At 28.1% G+C, this 16097-nt stretch carries 19 protein-coding genes; all 19 read left to right on the forward strand.

Annotated elements, in window-relative coordinates; translation table 11 throughout:
* The first annotated feature begins 74 nt into the window (after positions 1-74).
* Positions 75-806: a C40 family peptidase gene (locus tag BN7997_RS01890; RefSeq protein WP_071119195.1), complete on the forward strand. Its 732-nt coding sequence runs from the start codon at positions 75-77 to the stop codon at positions 804-806.
* Positions 807-1314: 508 nt separating this feature from the next.
* Positions 1315-1971 carry a lytic transglycosylase domain-containing protein gene (locus BN7997_RS01895; RefSeq protein WP_330385851.1) on the forward strand — a complete coding sequence of 219 codons (657 nt, stop codon included), beginning with the start codon at positions 1315-1317 and terminating at the stop codon, positions 1969-1971.
* A gap of 36 nt (positions 1972-2007) precedes the next feature.
* Entirely contained in the window at positions 2008-2430 is a 423-nt protein-coding gene (locus BN7997_RS01900) for a YaaR family protein (protein WP_071119196.1), read from the forward strand.
* A gap of 11 nt (positions 2431-2441) precedes the next feature.
* Positions 2442-2762 (forward strand): FliM/FliN family flagellar motor switch protein, encoded by a 321-nt coding sequence (locus BN7997_RS01905; protein ID WP_071119197.1) that lies wholly within the window; start codon positions 2442-2444, stop codon positions 2760-2762.
* Positions 2763-2790: 28 nt separating this feature from the next.
* Positions 2791-3060 carry a flagellar biosynthesis anti-sigma factor FlgM gene (locus tag BN7997_RS01910; protein WP_071119198.1) on the forward strand — a complete coding sequence of 90 codons (270 nt, stop codon included), beginning with the start codon at positions 2791-2793 and terminating at the stop codon, positions 3058-3060.
* Entirely contained in the window at positions 3061-3474 is a 414-nt protein-coding gene (locus BN7997_RS01915) for a flagellar protein FlgN (protein ID WP_071119199.1), read from the forward strand. It abuts the gene before it with no gap.
* Between the two features lie 16 nt (positions 3475-3490).
* Positions 3491-4810, forward strand: a complete 1320-nt coding sequence (flgK, locus tag BN7997_RS01920; RefSeq protein WP_071119200.1) for a flagellar hook-associated protein FlgK — start codon at positions 3491-3493, stop codon at positions 4808-4810.
* A gap of 13 nt (positions 4811-4823) precedes the next feature.
* Complete coding sequence (locus BN7997_RS01925; RefSeq protein WP_071119201.1) at positions 4824-5798, forward strand: flagellin N-terminal helical domain-containing protein; 975 nt, start codon at positions 4824-4826, stop codon at positions 5796-5798.
* A 12-nt stretch (positions 5799-5810) separates the two neighbouring features.
* Positions 5811-6182 (forward strand): flagellar assembly protein FliW, encoded by a 372-nt coding sequence (gene fliW, locus BN7997_RS01930; RefSeq protein WP_071119202.1) that lies wholly within the window; start codon positions 5811-5813, stop codon positions 6180-6182.
* Between the two features lie 11 nt (positions 6183-6193).
* Positions 6194-6406, forward strand: coding sequence for a carbon storage regulator CsrA (gene csrA / locus BN7997_RS01935; protein ID WP_071119203.1), 213 nt, complete (start codon positions 6194-6196; stop codon positions 6404-6406).
* A gap of 9 nt (positions 6407-6415) precedes the next feature.
* The gene (fliS, locus tag BN7997_RS01940; RefSeq protein WP_071119204.1) at positions 6416-6796 is read left to right on the forward strand and encodes a flagellar export chaperone FliS; all 381 of its coding nucleotides are present in this window, start codon (positions 6416-6418) and stop codon (positions 6794-6796) included.
* 12 nt (positions 6797-6808) lie between these two features.
* The gene (gene fliD, locus BN7997_RS01945) at positions 6809-8350 is read left to right on the forward strand and encodes a flagellar filament capping protein FliD (RefSeq protein WP_071119205.1); all 1542 of its coding nucleotides are present in this window, start codon (positions 6809-6811) and stop codon (positions 8348-8350) included.
* 20 nt (positions 8351-8370) lie between these two features.
* Positions 8371-8688 (forward strand): hypothetical protein, encoded by a 318-nt coding sequence (locus BN7997_RS01950; RefSeq protein WP_071119206.1) that lies wholly within the window; start codon positions 8371-8373, stop codon positions 8686-8688.
* 110 nt (positions 8689-8798) lie between these two features.
* Entirely contained in the window at positions 8799-9944 is a 1146-nt protein-coding gene (locus BN7997_RS16145) for a flagellin N-terminal helical domain-containing protein (protein WP_071119207.1), read from the forward strand.
* A 287-nt stretch (positions 9945-10231) separates the two neighbouring features.
* On the forward strand, positions 10232-11380 hold the full coding sequence (locus tag BN7997_RS16150) for a flagellin N-terminal helical domain-containing protein (protein WP_071119208.1): 1149 nt from the start codon (positions 10232-10234) through the stop codon (positions 11378-11380).
* Between the two features lie 287 nt (positions 11381-11667).
* Positions 11668-12825 (forward strand): flagellin N-terminal helical domain-containing protein, encoded by a 1158-nt coding sequence (locus BN7997_RS16155; RefSeq protein WP_071119209.1) that lies wholly within the window; start codon positions 11668-11670, stop codon positions 12823-12825.
* Between the two features lie 287 nt (positions 12826-13112).
* Positions 13113-14261, forward strand: coding sequence for a flagellin N-terminal helical domain-containing protein (locus tag BN7997_RS16160; protein ID WP_071119210.1), 1149 nt, complete (start codon positions 13113-13115; stop codon positions 14259-14261).
* 287 nt (positions 14262-14548) lie between these two features.
* Positions 14549-15148: a flagellin N-terminal helical domain-containing protein gene (locus tag BN7997_RS01975; protein ID WP_083334978.1), complete on the forward strand. Its 600-nt coding sequence runs from the start codon at positions 14549-14551 to the stop codon at positions 15146-15148.
* Complete coding sequence (locus tag BN7997_RS16165; protein ID WP_074010946.1) at positions 15112-16041, forward strand: flagellin; 930 nt, start codon at positions 15112-15114, stop codon at positions 16039-16041. Before BN7997_RS01975 ends, BN7997_RS16165 begins: the two co-directional genes overlap by 37 nt.
* The last annotated feature ends 56 nt before the right edge of the window (positions 16042-16097 follow it).

The raw sequence follows: 16097 nt of genomic DNA on the forward strand, positions 1-16097 counted from the left end.
ATATCTAAAAGAAATAATATGAATTTTAGTTTATTGTAGATATATTCAAGTATACAAAGAGTAGCTAAATATAAATGAGTGATATAAGTAGAATTATATTAAATACTATGTTATATGAGATAAATAATTCAAATACTAGTAAATCTGTTTCAAATAATGAATCTTTTAGTAAACTCCTTCAAAGCTCTATAGGATTGTTAGGTAGTAGCAGTAGTGATTATTCATGTAGTAACAGTGGAGTTTCTTCTTTAGGTATGATAGTAACTTTAACAGGACTGATTAATCAAAATAGAATATATGAAAGTAATTCAAATATAAATAATAATTTAGATAGTAACAATCAAACTATACAAATTAATAATCAAAACTCAAATGTAAATAGCAATATATCTGATAGTACTACTACATCTGTAAATAACAATACAGAAAGTATCAATCCTAATATGGATAAAGCTATAAAATTATTAAAAGAACAAGTAGGTAAACCGTATGTATGGGGGGCTAATGGACCAGATTCTTTTGATTGTTCAGGTCTTGTTAGATATGTTTATAAAAATGCATTAGGCAAAGATATACCAAGAGTATCAGAGGATCAAAGTAAAGTTGGACAAGCTGTCTCTAGAGAGAATTTGCAACCAGGAGATTTAGTATTTTTTGATACTATGGACAAAGGTAAAGTGAGTCATGTTGGAATGTATATAGGAAATAATGAATTTATACATGCAGCAAACTCTAAAAAGGGAGTTATAAAATCCACACTAACAGGATACTATGATAAAAAGTTTATAAATGCAAGGCGACCATAATTAAATATATATTTTGAAAAGTCTCTTAAAATACAAAATTAGTATATGTACTTTAAGAGGCTTTATTTATTGTAAGCAAAAGTATCACAAGTGGAGAACGGCATTTTACCACAAAATACTATAAAAACAGAACGAAATGAAATATAATAAAAGTTGTAATGCATAATACGTAAATGAAAATAGGATGAAAAGATATGAACAAAAAATTATCGTCATTGTTTTTATCAAGACTGATTGTTTTAAATAGTACATACTATTAAAGAAGAAAATACTAAAACTTATGATGGTGGATTAGGGTCATATACATTAAGTGGAATAGGATCATTAGGATTATTATCAATGTTTAATAAGAGAAACAGAAGAAAAAATAATATAAAATAAAGAACTAAGTAGATAGCTAAATAAACTATCTACTTATTTTTTTTAATCATAATAATAAATCTAGTTAAAGAAAAATGTAATGTTACCGTATAAATTAGTATTATAAGAATTACGTGGGGTGATAATAGTGACTAACAGCATATATGGTATAAGCAATTTAACATCAATGTCATCATTGACAGGTGGATGTAGTTGTAATTCATCATCAAGTAGTAATGCTTTTGATATTGTTTTAATAAGTCTTCTTAAAGCTGTATCAGAAGTAAATAAAAATAACAATAGTTATCAATCAGGTGATATTTTAGATAATATTGAAAATAGTTTAGAAACTTTAAATAGTACTCAAAATACAAATAAAGTTGAAAGTTCAAATAAAGACGAGAGCGTGAATGAAAGAATAGATAAAGCTATAAGCATATCATCTAAAAAATATGGAGTAGATGAAAACTTAATAAGAGCAATTATAAAAGTTGAATCAAACTTTAATCCTAATTGTGTATCTAAGGCAGGGGCAAAAGGCTTAATGCAACTTATGCCAGAAAATTGTAGAGATCTTGATGTAACTGACCCATTTGATATTGAACAAAATATAGATGGAGGAACAAGACACATAAAAGAATACTTAGATAAGTACAATGGAGATGTAGAAATGGCTCTTATGGCATACAATGGAGGTCCAACAAGAATGGCAAAAAGAGGTGTAAAATCAATTAATGATATTTACAAAATGCCTAAGGAAACTCAAAATTACGTGCCTAAAGTTATGAAATATTACAAGGGATAGATATATATCATATAACTACAAAGAAAGGAGAGTCAAATGAAAGTAGGAAGCATAACCCATAATAGAAACTTAAGTGTAGAAAGTAAAGGTAGTAAAGAAAAAGCTAATTTTAGTGATAGTTTTAACTTAGCTCGTAGGGCAAAAACAAAAGAAGAATTAGAGTTACAAATGACGGAAATTAAAAAAACTGGAGAAAAACTAGTTGCAACAAAGTGTTATGGCGATGTTATACAATATAAAAAGTTAATAAAAGACTATCTTAAATCTGTAGTTGACTATATATATGATATAAATAAAAATACAAGTTTTTGGGATAGAAATTATTTTACAACAGTAAATACCATAAATGAAAAATTGGAGAATATGACGAGAGAATTAATTTATGAAGAACAAAGCAATATAAATATAGCATCTCAAATAGATGAAATAAACGGATTATTATTAGATATTTATATGTAAGGGAGGATAATATGGAAAATTCAATAAAAACTGATGAAATATATGAAGTAAAGTTTGAGCAATTAGTAGAAACTGAAAAACAACCACTAAGTGCTGTAAATGATATAATGGAAGGATTAATGGATGTATCTGTATCAATGGGATCAACTAAGGAGAAGATTGGAAGAATAGTTAATTATAAAATAGGAGATGTCATAGTACTAGACAAGCCTGTAGAAGAAGCATTAGACATTAGTGTAAATGGGAAGTTAATTGCAAGTGGAGAAAGTATGATATTAGATAATAAACTGGCAATAAGATTATCTAATGTAAAAACAGAGGAAGAAAATTAATAAGATTCAATTATAAAGGAGGCTCTCTATGAATATAGCTTCAGTAAAATTTAAAGGAATAGAAAATTTATATACAAGAAATAAACAAGAAGTAAAACAAACATTAAAAGTTAATAACAGAGATACTGTTGAAATATCAGATTTAGGTATGTATTTAAATAAAATTAATTCAAGCGAAGATAAGGATAGATTAGAGAAGATAAATGAGATAAAAAGAAAAATAGAAAATAATACTTATAGAATTGATTCTAATGAATTAGCTAAAAAGATTATAGAACGTACTAAGGGGGAGATTTAATTGAATCCTGATATTAAAGTAATAATATATGAAGAAAAAAGTATTTTAAAAAAGCTATTAAGTTTATTAGATGAGCAATATGACTGTATTATAAATAAAGATGCGATACAGATGGATAAAATTGCTTCAAAATTAGATGAGGCTTCTAAGGAGTTAGCCAAAATTGAAATACAAAGAAGAAATATCATGGGAAGTGAAGCTAGTATGAGAGAGACTATTTCACTTTGTGATGATGAAAATATAAAAAGTGCATATGAAGAAATAGTAAGTACCATAAAAATGGTGCAACTTCAAAAGGAAGCAAATGATACTCTTATAAAGCAAAGATTATTTTTTACAAAGAAAATGATAAACCTTATAAAACCGAGCAAAGATATAGGTGTTTATAATGCATATGGAAAAGTAGGTAAGTAAAACTTGGAGGGAATTTATGGCAGGATTAATAGGTAGTTTACACTCAGCAGGAACGGGTATGAGTGTAAGTCAAGCCTCTATACAGACAACATCTCATAATATAAATAATATAAATACACCAGGGTATTCTAGACAAAGAGTAGAGCAAAGTGCAAAAAATGCATACAGTAATCCTGGTTATAACAGTAGTATGGGTCCAGGGCAAATAGGAACTGGAGTACAAGCTACAGATGTAATAAGAATAAGAAATACATTTTATGATTTTCAATATAGAAGTGAATCGCATAACTACGGAGAAATTAGTATAAAATATCAACACTATACAAATATAGAAAAAATATTTAATGAACCATCAGATTCAGCAATATCAGGATCTATGAGTGACTTTTTCTCAAGCTGGCAAGAACTTAGCAAAAGCCCTAATGATACAGGAGCAAAAGATATAGTAATACAAAATGCTAAGTATTTAGCTACTAATATAAGTGACGTAAAAGAAAAGTTAGATAAATTAGCTACTCAAGCTGAGAAAAAGCTAAATGATGATGTAGTAGAAATAAATGATATGATAAATCAAATTAGAGACTTAAATAAAGATATAAAGCTTATCGAAGGAAGTGGGAAAACTCCTAATGACCTTATGGATAAAAGAGATAGTGTAATTGATGAATTAAGTCACAAACTAAATATAGAAAATACTGAAGTTCAAAAGTTAATAAATGAAAAATTAGAAAATAAAACAGAAGTAACACTTGATGAACTAAAAAATATTGGGAATGTATCAGGTGAAGTTCAAGGGTCATTAGATATGATTGATAAAATATCAGAATATACATCTAACTTAAAAGAACTTGCAAAAGGCTTAACTAAAGGTGTTAATAATGTTATGAATGGTAGAGATTTTAATGATAACACTGTCGATGCAACTGATCAACAAATATTCATATTCAATGATAATGGAGACCCTATCATTAAAGCTAATGATAAATTAGTAAATAATCCTAAGGACTTAGTTATAACTGCAGAAAAAGCAGAAAAAATGTACAAATTAAAAGACGAAAAAATTACTATAGATGGTGAAGATATAACTATAGGTAATTATTACAACAATATAGTACAAAAGCTAGGAAACGAAACAAAAGAAGTAATAAGAAATGAAAAAAATCAAAGTAAACTATTAGAAGAAATAGATAACTTAAGACTTAATGTATCAGGGGTATCTCTTGATGAAGAAATGGTAAATCTAATACAATTCCAACATTCATATAATGCAAGTGCAAAAGTAATATCTACAATAGACTCTTTATTAGATGTTGTAGTAAATGGATTGGTTAGATAATTAGGAGGATAATATGAGAATAACAAATGCATCTATGGTGAGAAGTCACCTATATGATACTCAAAATAATTTAACAAACATGAGTAAAATAAATCAACAAATCAGTACTAGTAAAGTAATAAACACAGTATCTGATGATCCACATAAAGCTATAAAAATAATGAATATAAACAATGAAATAAAATACACTGAAAAGTATAATTATAATATAGATGAATCTGTTGGTTGGATGAATACCACAGATGGAGCATTAGATAATGTGGGAAATCTACTTGGTGAAATAAAAGAAACTATTTTAAAAGTTGGTAATGGAACTTACTCACAAAATGAAATGAAATCTTTAAATGAAGATATGAACGAAAAAATAAAGCAATTAGCAGATACGCTTAACTCAACTCATGGTGGGAAATACTTATTTGGTGGAAGTAGTGTAGATGATGCACCAATTACAGTTATTGAAAATCCAGATGGAACAGTTAAATTAGAATTTAGTAAAGATAAAAATGGACAAACAATACCAAATACAGATGACTTAAAAGCTGATATATCTAGTGGAATTAATATTGACTATAATATTTCAGTTGGAGAAATACTTAATATAAAAGATGGAAATGGAAATACTGTAAATTTATTAGATGAAATAAATAATTTATCTACACTTATGAATGATATAGCAAATGGTGATGAACAAACAGCTGCAAAGGCAAAAGAAACTTTACTTAATGACACAAAAGGTAAAATTGATACATTATTTGATCATGTAGTTAACGAAAGAACATCACTTGGAGTTAGAGTAAGTACTGCAGAAAAAATAAAAGAATTAAATGACGAAGATATATTAAATATACAAGATGTACTTTCTAAAACTCAAGACACTGATGTTGTAGAAAAATTCATAGAACTAAAATCAGCAGAAATGATTTATCAAGCATCAATACAAGTTGGAGCTAAGTTAATACAACCTACAATATTAGATTATATAAGATAATCGGAGGTTAATATGGAAATACTATTTGAAAAAGGTATACCGGGATTTGAAAGTTATAATTACTTTAATGTAAGTGCAATAGAAGGAAATGAAAGATTTTATAATATAGTTTCAAAAGAAGATTCAAATATAGGTTTTGTTTCTATATCTCCATTTGAGATAAAAACAGACTATGAAATAGACTTAGATGATGAATTTATAAAAGAATTAGATATAAAAGATGAAAAAGATGTATTAGTAATATGTTTAATAACACTAGGAAAATCATTAAAAGACAGTACAGCAAATTTAAAAGCACCTATAATAATAAACATAAAAAATAATAGAGGTAAGCAATTAATACTTCAAGATGATAAATATAAAATAAAAGAACCATTAGAATAGGGTGTGATAATATGCTAGTAATTTCAAGAAAAAAAGGTGAGTCATTATTAATAGGTGATGATATAGAAATAACAGTAGAAAAAATAGATAGTTCAAGTGTAAAAATATCTATAAAAGCACCTAAGGAAAAAGTAATACTTAGAAAAGAAGTATATGAAAAAGTAAAAGACGAAAATTCAAACGCTATAGCGACAACAAAGGATATATTAAACATTTTAAAGTAGGAGGACAACATGTATACAGCTAATCCGTACAATATATACAAACAAAACTCTGTAAATATGGCATCAAGTCAACAACTGTTACTTATGCTATTAGATGGAGCAGTAAAATATACAAAAATAGCTAGGATGGCTATTTTAAACAAAGATATAGCAAGAGCGCATAAAGAGTTAGTTAGAGTTCAAGATATATTCTTAGAACTTATGATAACTATGGATAAAAATACAGAGTACATGGAAGATTTATATAATTTATATGATTTTATAAAAAATGAGCTTGCAAAAGCAAATATGAAAAAAGATGTTCAAACAATAGAAGAAGTATTACCACTTATTGAAGAAATAAGAGATATGTGGTACGAAGTAGATAAAAAGATAAAATCAGGAAAGTAGTAGGGGGATTTTATGTCAAGCATAAGCGGTATAAGATTATCTGGTCTTGCAACAGGTATGGATACTGACGCAATGGTAAAGTCTATGACAACAGCAGACCAAGAGAAAGTAGATAAGGCGCAACAAAAAGAACAAACAATAAAATGGCAACAAGAAATATATAGAGAAGTTATGTCAGATGTAATGGACTTTAATGATAAATACTTTTCATTAACATCTAAAGATTCTATTGTAAATAGCAGCGCTTGGAATACTTTATCAATTTCAAGCACTAATAGTAGCGTAATAACTGCAACTGGAAATGCAGGAGCAAGTAATGTAGATTATAAATTTAATGTAACTAAACTTGCAGAACCGGCAAAAGCACAATCTTCTATAGTGGACTTAAAAAAAGACAACAAAATAGCAGATTTACAAGCTAAAAATCCTGGTGTAACATATGACACTAAATTTAAAATAGAGCTAGGAAAAGATGAACAAAACAATCCTATATACTCTAATACTATAGAAATAGAACCAGATGAAACAATAGAAACCTTAATAAATAAAATAAACAATAGTACTGATGGAAAAGTTAAAGCGTCTTATAGTGAAATGACAGGAAAATTCACTATAGAAACTAAAGCTACAGGTGTAAGCAGTGAATTTAAAATAGTTAGAGAAGATGGAAAAGCTAGTAATGCACTAGATTTTTTAGGCTTACAAACTAAAGATAGTGGTGGAAACTTAGTTAAGTTTGATGCAAATGGTGCAAAAGGAAGTAACTCTGAAATTGAAGTATTATCAAAAGATAGTACATTTATAAAAACTCTTAGTGAAGAAAGCAATACATTCACTATAGATGGTATAAGATATAATGTTAATAGTGTAGGAAGTGCTGAAATAACATCAACACAAGATACAAGTGCAGTAGTACAAAAAATGAAGTCTTTTGTTGATGATTACAACAAAATCATGGACAAAGTATACGACCTTGTAACAGAAAAGACTAACAAAGATTATCAACCATTAACAGAAGCTCAAAAAGAAGAAATGAGTGAAAAAGAAATAGAAAAATGGGAAGAAAAAGCTAAAGAAGGTATACTTAGAAATGACTCTGAAATGAGAAAGTTCATGAGTGATATGGAAAATGCCATATTCGGAGATAAGATGGATGTATTACGAGAAATGGGTATTTCTACTCATGATGACTACAATAAAAAAGGTCAACTAGCATTAGATGAATCTAAGTTAATAGCAGCACTTCAAAAGGACTCAGAAAAAGTTTATGAAGTATTTGCTAAAGGTCCTGATAGTATGATGGATAAAATGAAATCAACTGTAAAAAATTATGTTGGTAGCTCTTCATCTATATTTGCAAAAAAAGCAGGTATTGAAAAGACAGCATCTGCAGCAAATAACTTTTATTCAGAGCAATTAAAAAAGCAAGCAGAACTTATAAAAACTCTTCAAAATAAGTTGAGTGATAAAGAAGAAAAGTTATACTTAAAATTTGGTAGCTTAGAATCACAAATGAATAAGCTTAATTCACAAATGAATTACTTTACGCAATGATAATAGAAAGAGAATAAGCTATGGATAATATAAACTTATATAAAAAAATAACTTTAGAGATTATACAATGCTTGAAAGATGAAAATCTAGATGATTTAGATACTCTTTTCGATAAAAGACAAAGTATATTAACTGAAGAAGAAGATAATAAAAATTTTAAAGCAAGTATGATAGCACTTGGTATAGTAGATTTAGATAAAAATATAAAAGATTTATTACATCAAAATATAATTAATACTAAAATTGAAATACAAAAACACAAGCTATCTACAATAACTAATAATAGTTATATCAATAGCAATCAACAAAAAATAAATATTTTTAATACAAAAGTATAAAGTATTAAAAATATTTAACGTATGTATATAGTATGTAAAAAAATACTTTACCAAGTATATAAAGATTTAATAAAAAATGACAAGGATGTCGAAAAACTAAGGAGAGTACAATGAGAATAAATACAAATTTAAATGCTATGGTAGCAACAAATCAAATGGCAAAAAATACAGCATTATCAGGAGCTTCTATGGAGAAGTTATCAACAGGTTTAAGAATAACTAAAGCTGGAGATGATGCAACAGGACTAGCAATATCTGAAAAAATGAGAGCACAAATAAGAGGTATGGAACAAGCAGATAGAAACGTACAAGACGGAATATCAATGGTTCAAACTGCAGAAGGTGCTATGGAAGAAATAGGGAACATAACTCAAAGAATGAGAGAGTTAACAGTACAAGCTTCAAATGAAACTAATACAGCTGATGATAGAACAAAGATAACAGAAGAATTAACTCAATTAAATGAAGAAATAACAAGAATAGCAGAAAGCACAACTTTCAACAATGAAAAAATATTAGTTGGAGGTAAAGGGTTTGATGCGGCGAGTATAAGTGCAGATAGTGTATCAGATTTAAAAATAACTTCAAATCTTAGTGGTATAGATGGTATATCATTTGAAGTAGATAATGCTCAAAATACAGTTACAATAACATTAAAGAATGAGAAAAATGAGGATGTAGCTACACAAACACTATCAAACATAACAGCTGCTCATAATGCTGAACTTAATTTTGATGAAGTTGGTATATCATTTAAGATAAATGCAACGGGTAATAAGTTGGAAGCTATACTTAAAGATAAAACAGTAGACTTAAAAGATGGATTTGGAGATAAAAATATATCTATCCAAGCTGGCGCAAATAACGAATCAAGCAACACTTTATCAGTAAATATAGGAGCAATGACATCAGAATCATTAGGAATAAATGCTGATGATATAAATGCTATAGGAGTTGCAGGAACAGTAGGAACGAAAGCAGCTAATGATTTCTTAGATAAATTAGATGAAGCAATAAGTAAAGTAAATACTTCAAGATCTAAATTAGGAGCACAACAAAATAGATTAGAGTATACTTCTTCAAATTTAGTATCATCAACAGAAAACTTAACATCTGCAGAATCAAGAATAAGAGATGTAGATGTTGCTAAAGAAATGGTTACATTATCTAAGTTAAACATATTAAACCAAGCTTCTCAAGCAATGGTATCTCAAGCTAAGCAACAACCAGAATCAGTATCTCAATTATTAAGATAATTATATTAGATTTATAAATTAATGGGTAAAGCATATGCTTTACTCTTTATTTATAAATACAATAACTTATAAGTATAGATTATTAGACGATATAAAATATTATAGAATCTAATAATTTTATTTGATTTTAGTATTTATTTATACAGAAAAATAAATATTTTTAATGCAAAAGTATAAAGTATTAAAAATATTTAACGTATGTATATAGTATATAAAAAAATACTTTACCAAGTATATAAAGATTTAATAAAAAATGACAAGGATGTCGAAAAACTAAGGAGAGTACAATGAGAATAAATACAAATTTAAATGCTATGGTAGCAACAAATCAAATGGCAAAAAATACAGCATTATCAGGAGCTTCTATGGAGAAGTTATCAACAGGTTTAAGAATAACTAAAGCTGGAGATGATGCAACAGGACTAGCAATATCTGAAAAAATGAGAGCACAAATAAGAGGTATGGAACAAGCAGATAGAAACGTACAAGACGGAATATCAATGGTTCAAACTGCAGAAGGTGCTATGGAAGAAATAGGGAACATAACTCAAAGAATGAGAGAGTTAACAGTACAAGCTTCAAATGAAACTAATACAGCTGATGATAGAACAAAGATAACAGAAGAATTAACTCAATTAAATGAAGAAATAACAAGAATAGCAGAAAGCACAACTTTCAACAATGAAAAAATATTAGTTGGAGGTAAAGGGTTTGATGCGGCGAGTATAAGTGCAGATAGTGTATCAGATTTAAAAATAACTTCAAATCTTAGTGGTATAGATGGTATATCATTTGAAGTAGATAATGCTCAAAATACAGTTACAATAACATTAAAGAATGGTGCTGACGAAATAGCTACACAAACATTAAATAATATAACTATGACTGGTACTAATGTAGAACTTAATTTTGACGAAGTTGGTATATCATTTAAAATAGATGGATCTGGTGCTACAGATATAGAAGGAATACTTGATAATGTGGATCTAGAATTAAAAGATGGATTTGGAGATAAAAATATATCTATCCAAGCTGGTGCAAATAACGAAACAAGCAACACTTTATCAGTAAATATAGGAGCAATGACATCAGAATCATTAGGGATAAACGCTGATGATATAAATGCTATAGGAGTTGCAGGAACAGTAGGAACAAAAGCAGCTAATGATTTCTTAGATAAATTAGATGAAGCAATAAGTAAAGTAAATACTTCAAGATCTAAATTAGGAGCACAACAAAATAGATTAGAGTATACTTCTTCAAACTTAGTATCATCAACAGAAAACTTAACATCTGCAGAATCAAGAATAAGAGATGTAGATGTTGCTAAAGAAATGGTTACATTATCTAAGTTAAACATATTAAACCAAGCTTCTCAAGCAATGGTATCTCAAGCTAAGCAACAACCAGAATCAGTATCTCAATTATTAAGATAATTATATTAGATTTATAAATTAATGGGTAAAGCATATGCTTTACTCTTTATTTATAAATACAATAACTTATAAGTATAGATTATTAGACGATATAAAATATTATAGAATCTAATAATTTTATTTGATTTTAGTATTTATTTATACAGAAAAATAAATATTTTTAATGCAAAAGTATAAAGTATTAAAAATATTTAACGTATGTATATAGTATATAAAAAAATACTTTACCAAGTATATAAAGATTTAATAAAAAATGACAAGGATGTCGAAAAACTAAGGAGAGTACAATGAGAATAAATACAAATTTAAATGCTATGGTAGCAACAAATCAAATGGCAAAAAATACAGCATTATCAGGAGCTTCTATGGAGAAGTTATCAACAGGTTTAAGAATAACTAAAGCTGGAGATGATGCAACAGGACTAGCAATATCTGAAAAAATGAGAGCACAAATAAGAGGTATGGAACAAGCAGATAGAAACGTACAAGACGGAATATCAATGGTTCAAACTGCAGAAGGTGCTATGGAAGAAATAGGGAACATAACTCAAAGAATGAGAGAGTTAACAGTACAAGCTTCAAATGAAACTAACACAGCAGAAGATAGAACAAAGATAACAGAAGAATTAACTCAATTAAATGAAGAAATAACAAGAATAGCAGAAAGTACAACTTTCAACAATGAAAAGATATTAGTTGGTGGAAGAGGATTTGATGTAGCTGATTTAGGAGCAAATGCAGCTAGTATATCAGATTTAAAAATAACTTCAAACCTTTCTGGAGTTAAAAAAGTTGAATTTACTGCAAATTCTGCTACTGAAGAAGTTACAGTAAAAGTATATGCAGATGATGCTAAAAATGAATTATTAGGTGAGCAAACTTTAACTGGTATTCCAAAAAATCATAATGGAGAGTTGAATTTTGATGATCTTGGTATAAAGTTCAATGTAGATGCTACAGGTAATAAAATAGAAGGTATACTTAAAGATAAAGAAGTAAGCTTAAAAGATGGTTTTGGAGATAAAAATATATCTATCCAAGCTGGTGCAAATAACGAATCAAGCAACACTTTATCAGTAAATATAGGAGCAATGACATCAGAATCATTAGGGATAAACGCTGATGATATAAATGCTATAGGAGTTGCAGGAACAGTAGGAACAAAAGCAGCTAATGATTTCTTAGATAAATTAGATGAAGCAATAAGTAAAGTAAATACTTCAAGATCTAAATTAGGAGCACAACAAAATAGATTAGAGTATACTTCTTCAAACTTAGTATCATCAACAGAAAACTTAACATCTGCAGAATCAAGAATAAGAGATGTAGATGTTGCTAAAGAAATGGTTACATTATCTAAGTTAAACATATTAAACCAAGCTTCTCAAGCAATGGTATCTCAAGCTAAGCAACAACCAGAATCAGTATCTCAATTATTAAGATAATTATATTAGATTTATAAATTAATGGGTAAAGCATATGCTTTACTCTTTATTTATAAATACAATAACTTATAAGTATAGATTATTAGACGATATAAAATATTATAGAATCTAATAATTTTATTTGATTTTAGTATTTATTTATACAGAAAAATAAATATTTTTAATGCAAAAGTATAAAGTATTAAAAATATTTAACGTATGTATATAGTATATAAAAAAATACTTTACCAAGTATATAAAGATTTAATAAAAAATGACAAGGATGTCGAAAAACTAAGGAGAGTACAATGAGAATAAATACAAATTTAAATGCTATGGTAGCAACAAATCAAATGGCAAAAAATACAGCATTATCAGGAGCTTCTATGGAGAAGTTATCAACAGGTTTAAGAATAACTAAAGCTGGAGATGATGCAACAGGACTAGCAATATCTGAAAAAATGAGAGCACAAATAAGAGGTATGGAACAAGCAGATAGAAACGTACAAGACGGAATATCAATGGTTCAAACTGCAGAAGGTGCTATGGAAGAAATAGGGAACATAACTCAAAGAATGAGAGAGTTAACAGTACAAGCTTCAAATGAAACTAACACAGCAGAAGATAGAACAAAGATAACAGAAGAATTAACTCAATTAAATGAAGAAATAACAAGAATAGCAGAAAGTACAACTTTCAACAATGAAAAAATATTAGTTGGAGGAAAAGGGTTTGATGCGGCGAGTATAAGTGCAGATAGTGTATCAGATTTAAAAATAACTTCAAATCTTAGTGGTATAGATGGTATATCATTTGAAGTAGATAATGCTCAAAATACAGTTACAATAACATTAAAGAATGGTGCTGACGAAATAGCTACACAAACATTAAATAATATAACTATGACTGGTACTAATGTAGAACTTAATTTTGACGAAGTTGGTATATCATTTAAAATAGATGGATCTGGTGCTACAGATATAGAAGGAATACTTGATAATGTGGATCTAGAATTAAAAGATGGATTTGGAGATAAAAATATATCTATCCAAGCTGGTGCAAATAACGAAACAAGCAACACTTTATCAGTAAATATAGGAGCAATGACATCAGAATCATTAGGGATAAACGCTGATGATATAAATGCTATAGGAGTTGCAGGAACAGTAGGAACAAAAGCAGCTAATGATTTCTTAGATAAATTAGATGAAGCAATAAGTAAAGTAAATACTTCAAGATCTAAATTAGGAGCACAACAAAATAGATTAGAGTATACTTCTTCAAATTTAGTATCATCAACAGAAAACTTAACATCTGCAGAATCAAGAATAAGAGATGTAGATGTTGCTAAAGAAATGGTTACATTATCTAAGTTAAACATATTAAACCAAGCTTCTCAAGCAATGGTATCTCAAGCTAAGCAACAACCAGAATCAGTATCTCAATTATTAAGATAATTATATTAGATTTATAAATTAATGGGTAAAGCATATGCTTTACTCTTTATTTATAAATACAATAACTTATAAGTATAGATTATTAGACGATATAAAATATTATAGAATCTAATAATTTTATTTGATTTTAGTATTTATTTATACAGAAAAATAAATATTTTTAATGCAAAAGTATAAAGTATTAAAAATATTTAACGTATGTATATAGTATATAAAAAAATACTTTACCAAGTATATAAAGATTTAATAAAAAATGACAAGGATGTCGAAAAACTAAGGAGAGTACAATGAGAATAAATACAAATTTAAATGCTATGGTAGCAACAAATCAAATGGCAAAAAATACAGCATTATCAGGAGCTTCTATGGAGAAGTTATCAACAGGTTTAAGAATAACTAAAGCTGGAGATGATGCAACAGGACTAGCAATATCTGAAAAAATGAGAGCACAAATAAGAGGTATGGAACAAGCAGATAGAAACGTACAAGACGGAATATCAATGGTTCAAACTGCAGAAGGTGCTATGGAAGAAATAGGGAACATAACTCAAAGAATGAGAGAGTTAACAGTACAAGCTTCAAATGAAACTAATACAGCTGATGATAGAACAAAGATAACAGAAGAATTAACTCAATTAAATGAAGAAATAACAAGAATAGCAGAAAGCACAACTTTCAACAATGAAAAAATATTAGTTGGAGGTAAAGGGTTTGATGCGGCGAGTATAAGTGCAGATAGTGTATCAGATTTAAAAATAACTTCAAATCTTAGTGGTATAGATGGTATATCATTTGAAGTAGATAATGCTCAAAATACAGTTACAATAACATTAAAGAATGNGGTATATCAATGGTTCAAACTGCAGAAGGTGCTATGGAAGAAATAGGGAATATAACTCAAAGAATGAGAGAGTTAACAGTACAAGCTTCAAATGAAACAAATACAGCAGAAGATAGAACAAAGATAACAGAAGAGTTAACTCAATTAAATGAAGAAATAACAAGAATAGCAGAAAGTACAACTTTCAACAACGAAAAAATATTAGTTGGTGGTAAAGGATTTGAAGCAGCAAGTATAAGTGCGAGTGTATCAGATGTGAAAATAACTTCAAACTTAACCGATGTAAATAAAATATCATTCACTGCAGACGCTAACGCAAATACAGTTACAATAACATTAAAGAATGAGAAAAATGAGGATGTAGCTACACAAACACTATCAAACATAACAGCTGCTCATAATGATAAACTTAATTTTGATGAAGTTGGTATATCATTTAAGATAAATGCAACGGGTGATAAGTTGGAAGCTATACTTAAAGATAAAGAAGTAAGCTTAAAAGATGGTTTTGGAGATAAAAATATATCTATCCAAGCTGGCGCAAATAACGAATCAAGCAACACTTTATCAGTAAATATAGGAGCAATGACATCAGAATCATTAGGGATAAACGCTGATGATATAAATGCTATAGGAGTTGCAGGAACAGTAGGAACAAAAGCAGCTAATGATTTCTTAGATAAATTAGATGAAGCAATAAGTAAAGTAAATACTTCAAGATCTAAATTAGGAGCACAACAAAATAGATTAGAGTATACTTCTTCAAACTTAGTATCATCAACAGAAAACTTAACATCTGCAGAATCAAGAATAAGAGATGTAGATGTTGCTAAAGAAATGGTTACATTATCTAAGTTAAACATATTAAACCAAGCTTCTCAAGCAATGGTATCTCAAGCTAAGCAACAACCAGAATCAGTATCTCAATTATTAAGATAATTATATTAGATTTATAAATTAATGGGTAAAGCATATGCTTTACTCTTTATTTATAA

The organism is Romboutsia timonensis (assembly GCF_900106845.1).
Taxonomy (GTDB): domain Bacteria; phylum Bacillota; class Clostridia; order Peptostreptococcales; family Peptostreptococcaceae; genus Romboutsia; species Romboutsia timonensis.

What these genes read in the sequence shown, in the direction of transcription:
- BN7997_RS16155 (WP_071119209.1), top strand. Translation starts at nt 11,668, where the DNA reads ATGAGAATAAATACAAATTTAAATGCTATGGTAGCAACAAATCAAATG.
- BN7997_RS01905 (WP_071119197.1), top strand. Translation starts at nt 2,442, where the DNA reads ATGGAAAATTCAATAAAAACTGATGAAATATATGAAGTAAAGTTTGAG.
- BN7997_RS16150 (WP_071119208.1), top strand. Translation starts at nt 10,232, where the DNA reads ATGAGAATAAATACAAATTTAAATGCTATGGTAGCAACAAATCAAATG.
- fliS (WP_071119204.1), top strand. Translation starts at nt 6,416, where the DNA reads ATGTATACAGCTAATCCGTACAATATATACAAACAAAACTCTGTAAAT.
- fliW (WP_071119202.1), top strand. Translation starts at nt 5,811, where the DNA reads ATGGAAATACTATTTGAAAAAGGTATACCGGGATTTGAAAGTTATAAT.
- BN7997_RS01890 (WP_071119195.1), top strand. Translation starts at nt 75, where the DNA reads ATGAGTGATATAAGTAGAATTATATTAAATACTATGTTATATGAGATA.
- flgK (WP_071119200.1), top strand. Translation starts at nt 3,491, where the DNA reads ATGGCAGGATTAATAGGTAGTTTACACTCAGCAGGAACGGGTATGAGT.
- BN7997_RS16165 (WP_074010946.1), top strand. Translation starts at nt 15,112, where the DNA reads ATGGTTCAAACTGCAGAAGGTGCTATGGAAGAAATAGGGAATATAACT.
- BN7997_RS01910 (WP_071119198.1), top strand. Translation starts at nt 2,791, where the DNA reads ATGAATATAGCTTCAGTAAAATTTAAAGGAATAGAAAATTTATATACA.
- csrA (WP_071119203.1), top strand. Translation starts at nt 6,194, where the DNA reads ATGCTAGTAATTTCAAGAAAAAAAGGTGAGTCATTATTAATAGGTGAT.
- fliD (WP_071119205.1), top strand. Translation starts at nt 6,809, where the DNA reads ATGTCAAGCATAAGCGGTATAAGATTATCTGGTCTTGCAACAGGTATG.
- BN7997_RS16160 (WP_071119210.1), top strand. Translation starts at nt 13,113, where the DNA reads ATGAGAATAAATACAAATTTAAATGCTATGGTAGCAACAAATCAAATG.
- BN7997_RS01900 (WP_071119196.1), top strand. Translation starts at nt 2,008, where the DNA reads ATGAAAGTAGGAAGCATAACCCATAATAGAAACTTAAGTGTAGAAAGT.
- BN7997_RS16145 (WP_071119207.1), top strand. Translation starts at nt 8,799, where the DNA reads ATGAGAATAAATACAAATTTAAATGCTATGGTAGCAACAAATCAAATG.
- BN7997_RS01950 (WP_071119206.1), top strand. Translation starts at nt 8,371, where the DNA reads ATGGATAATATAAACTTATATAAAAAAATAACTTTAGAGATTATACAA.
- BN7997_RS01925 (WP_071119201.1), top strand. Translation starts at nt 4,824, where the DNA reads ATGAGAATAACAAATGCATCTATGGTGAGAAGTCACCTATATGATACT.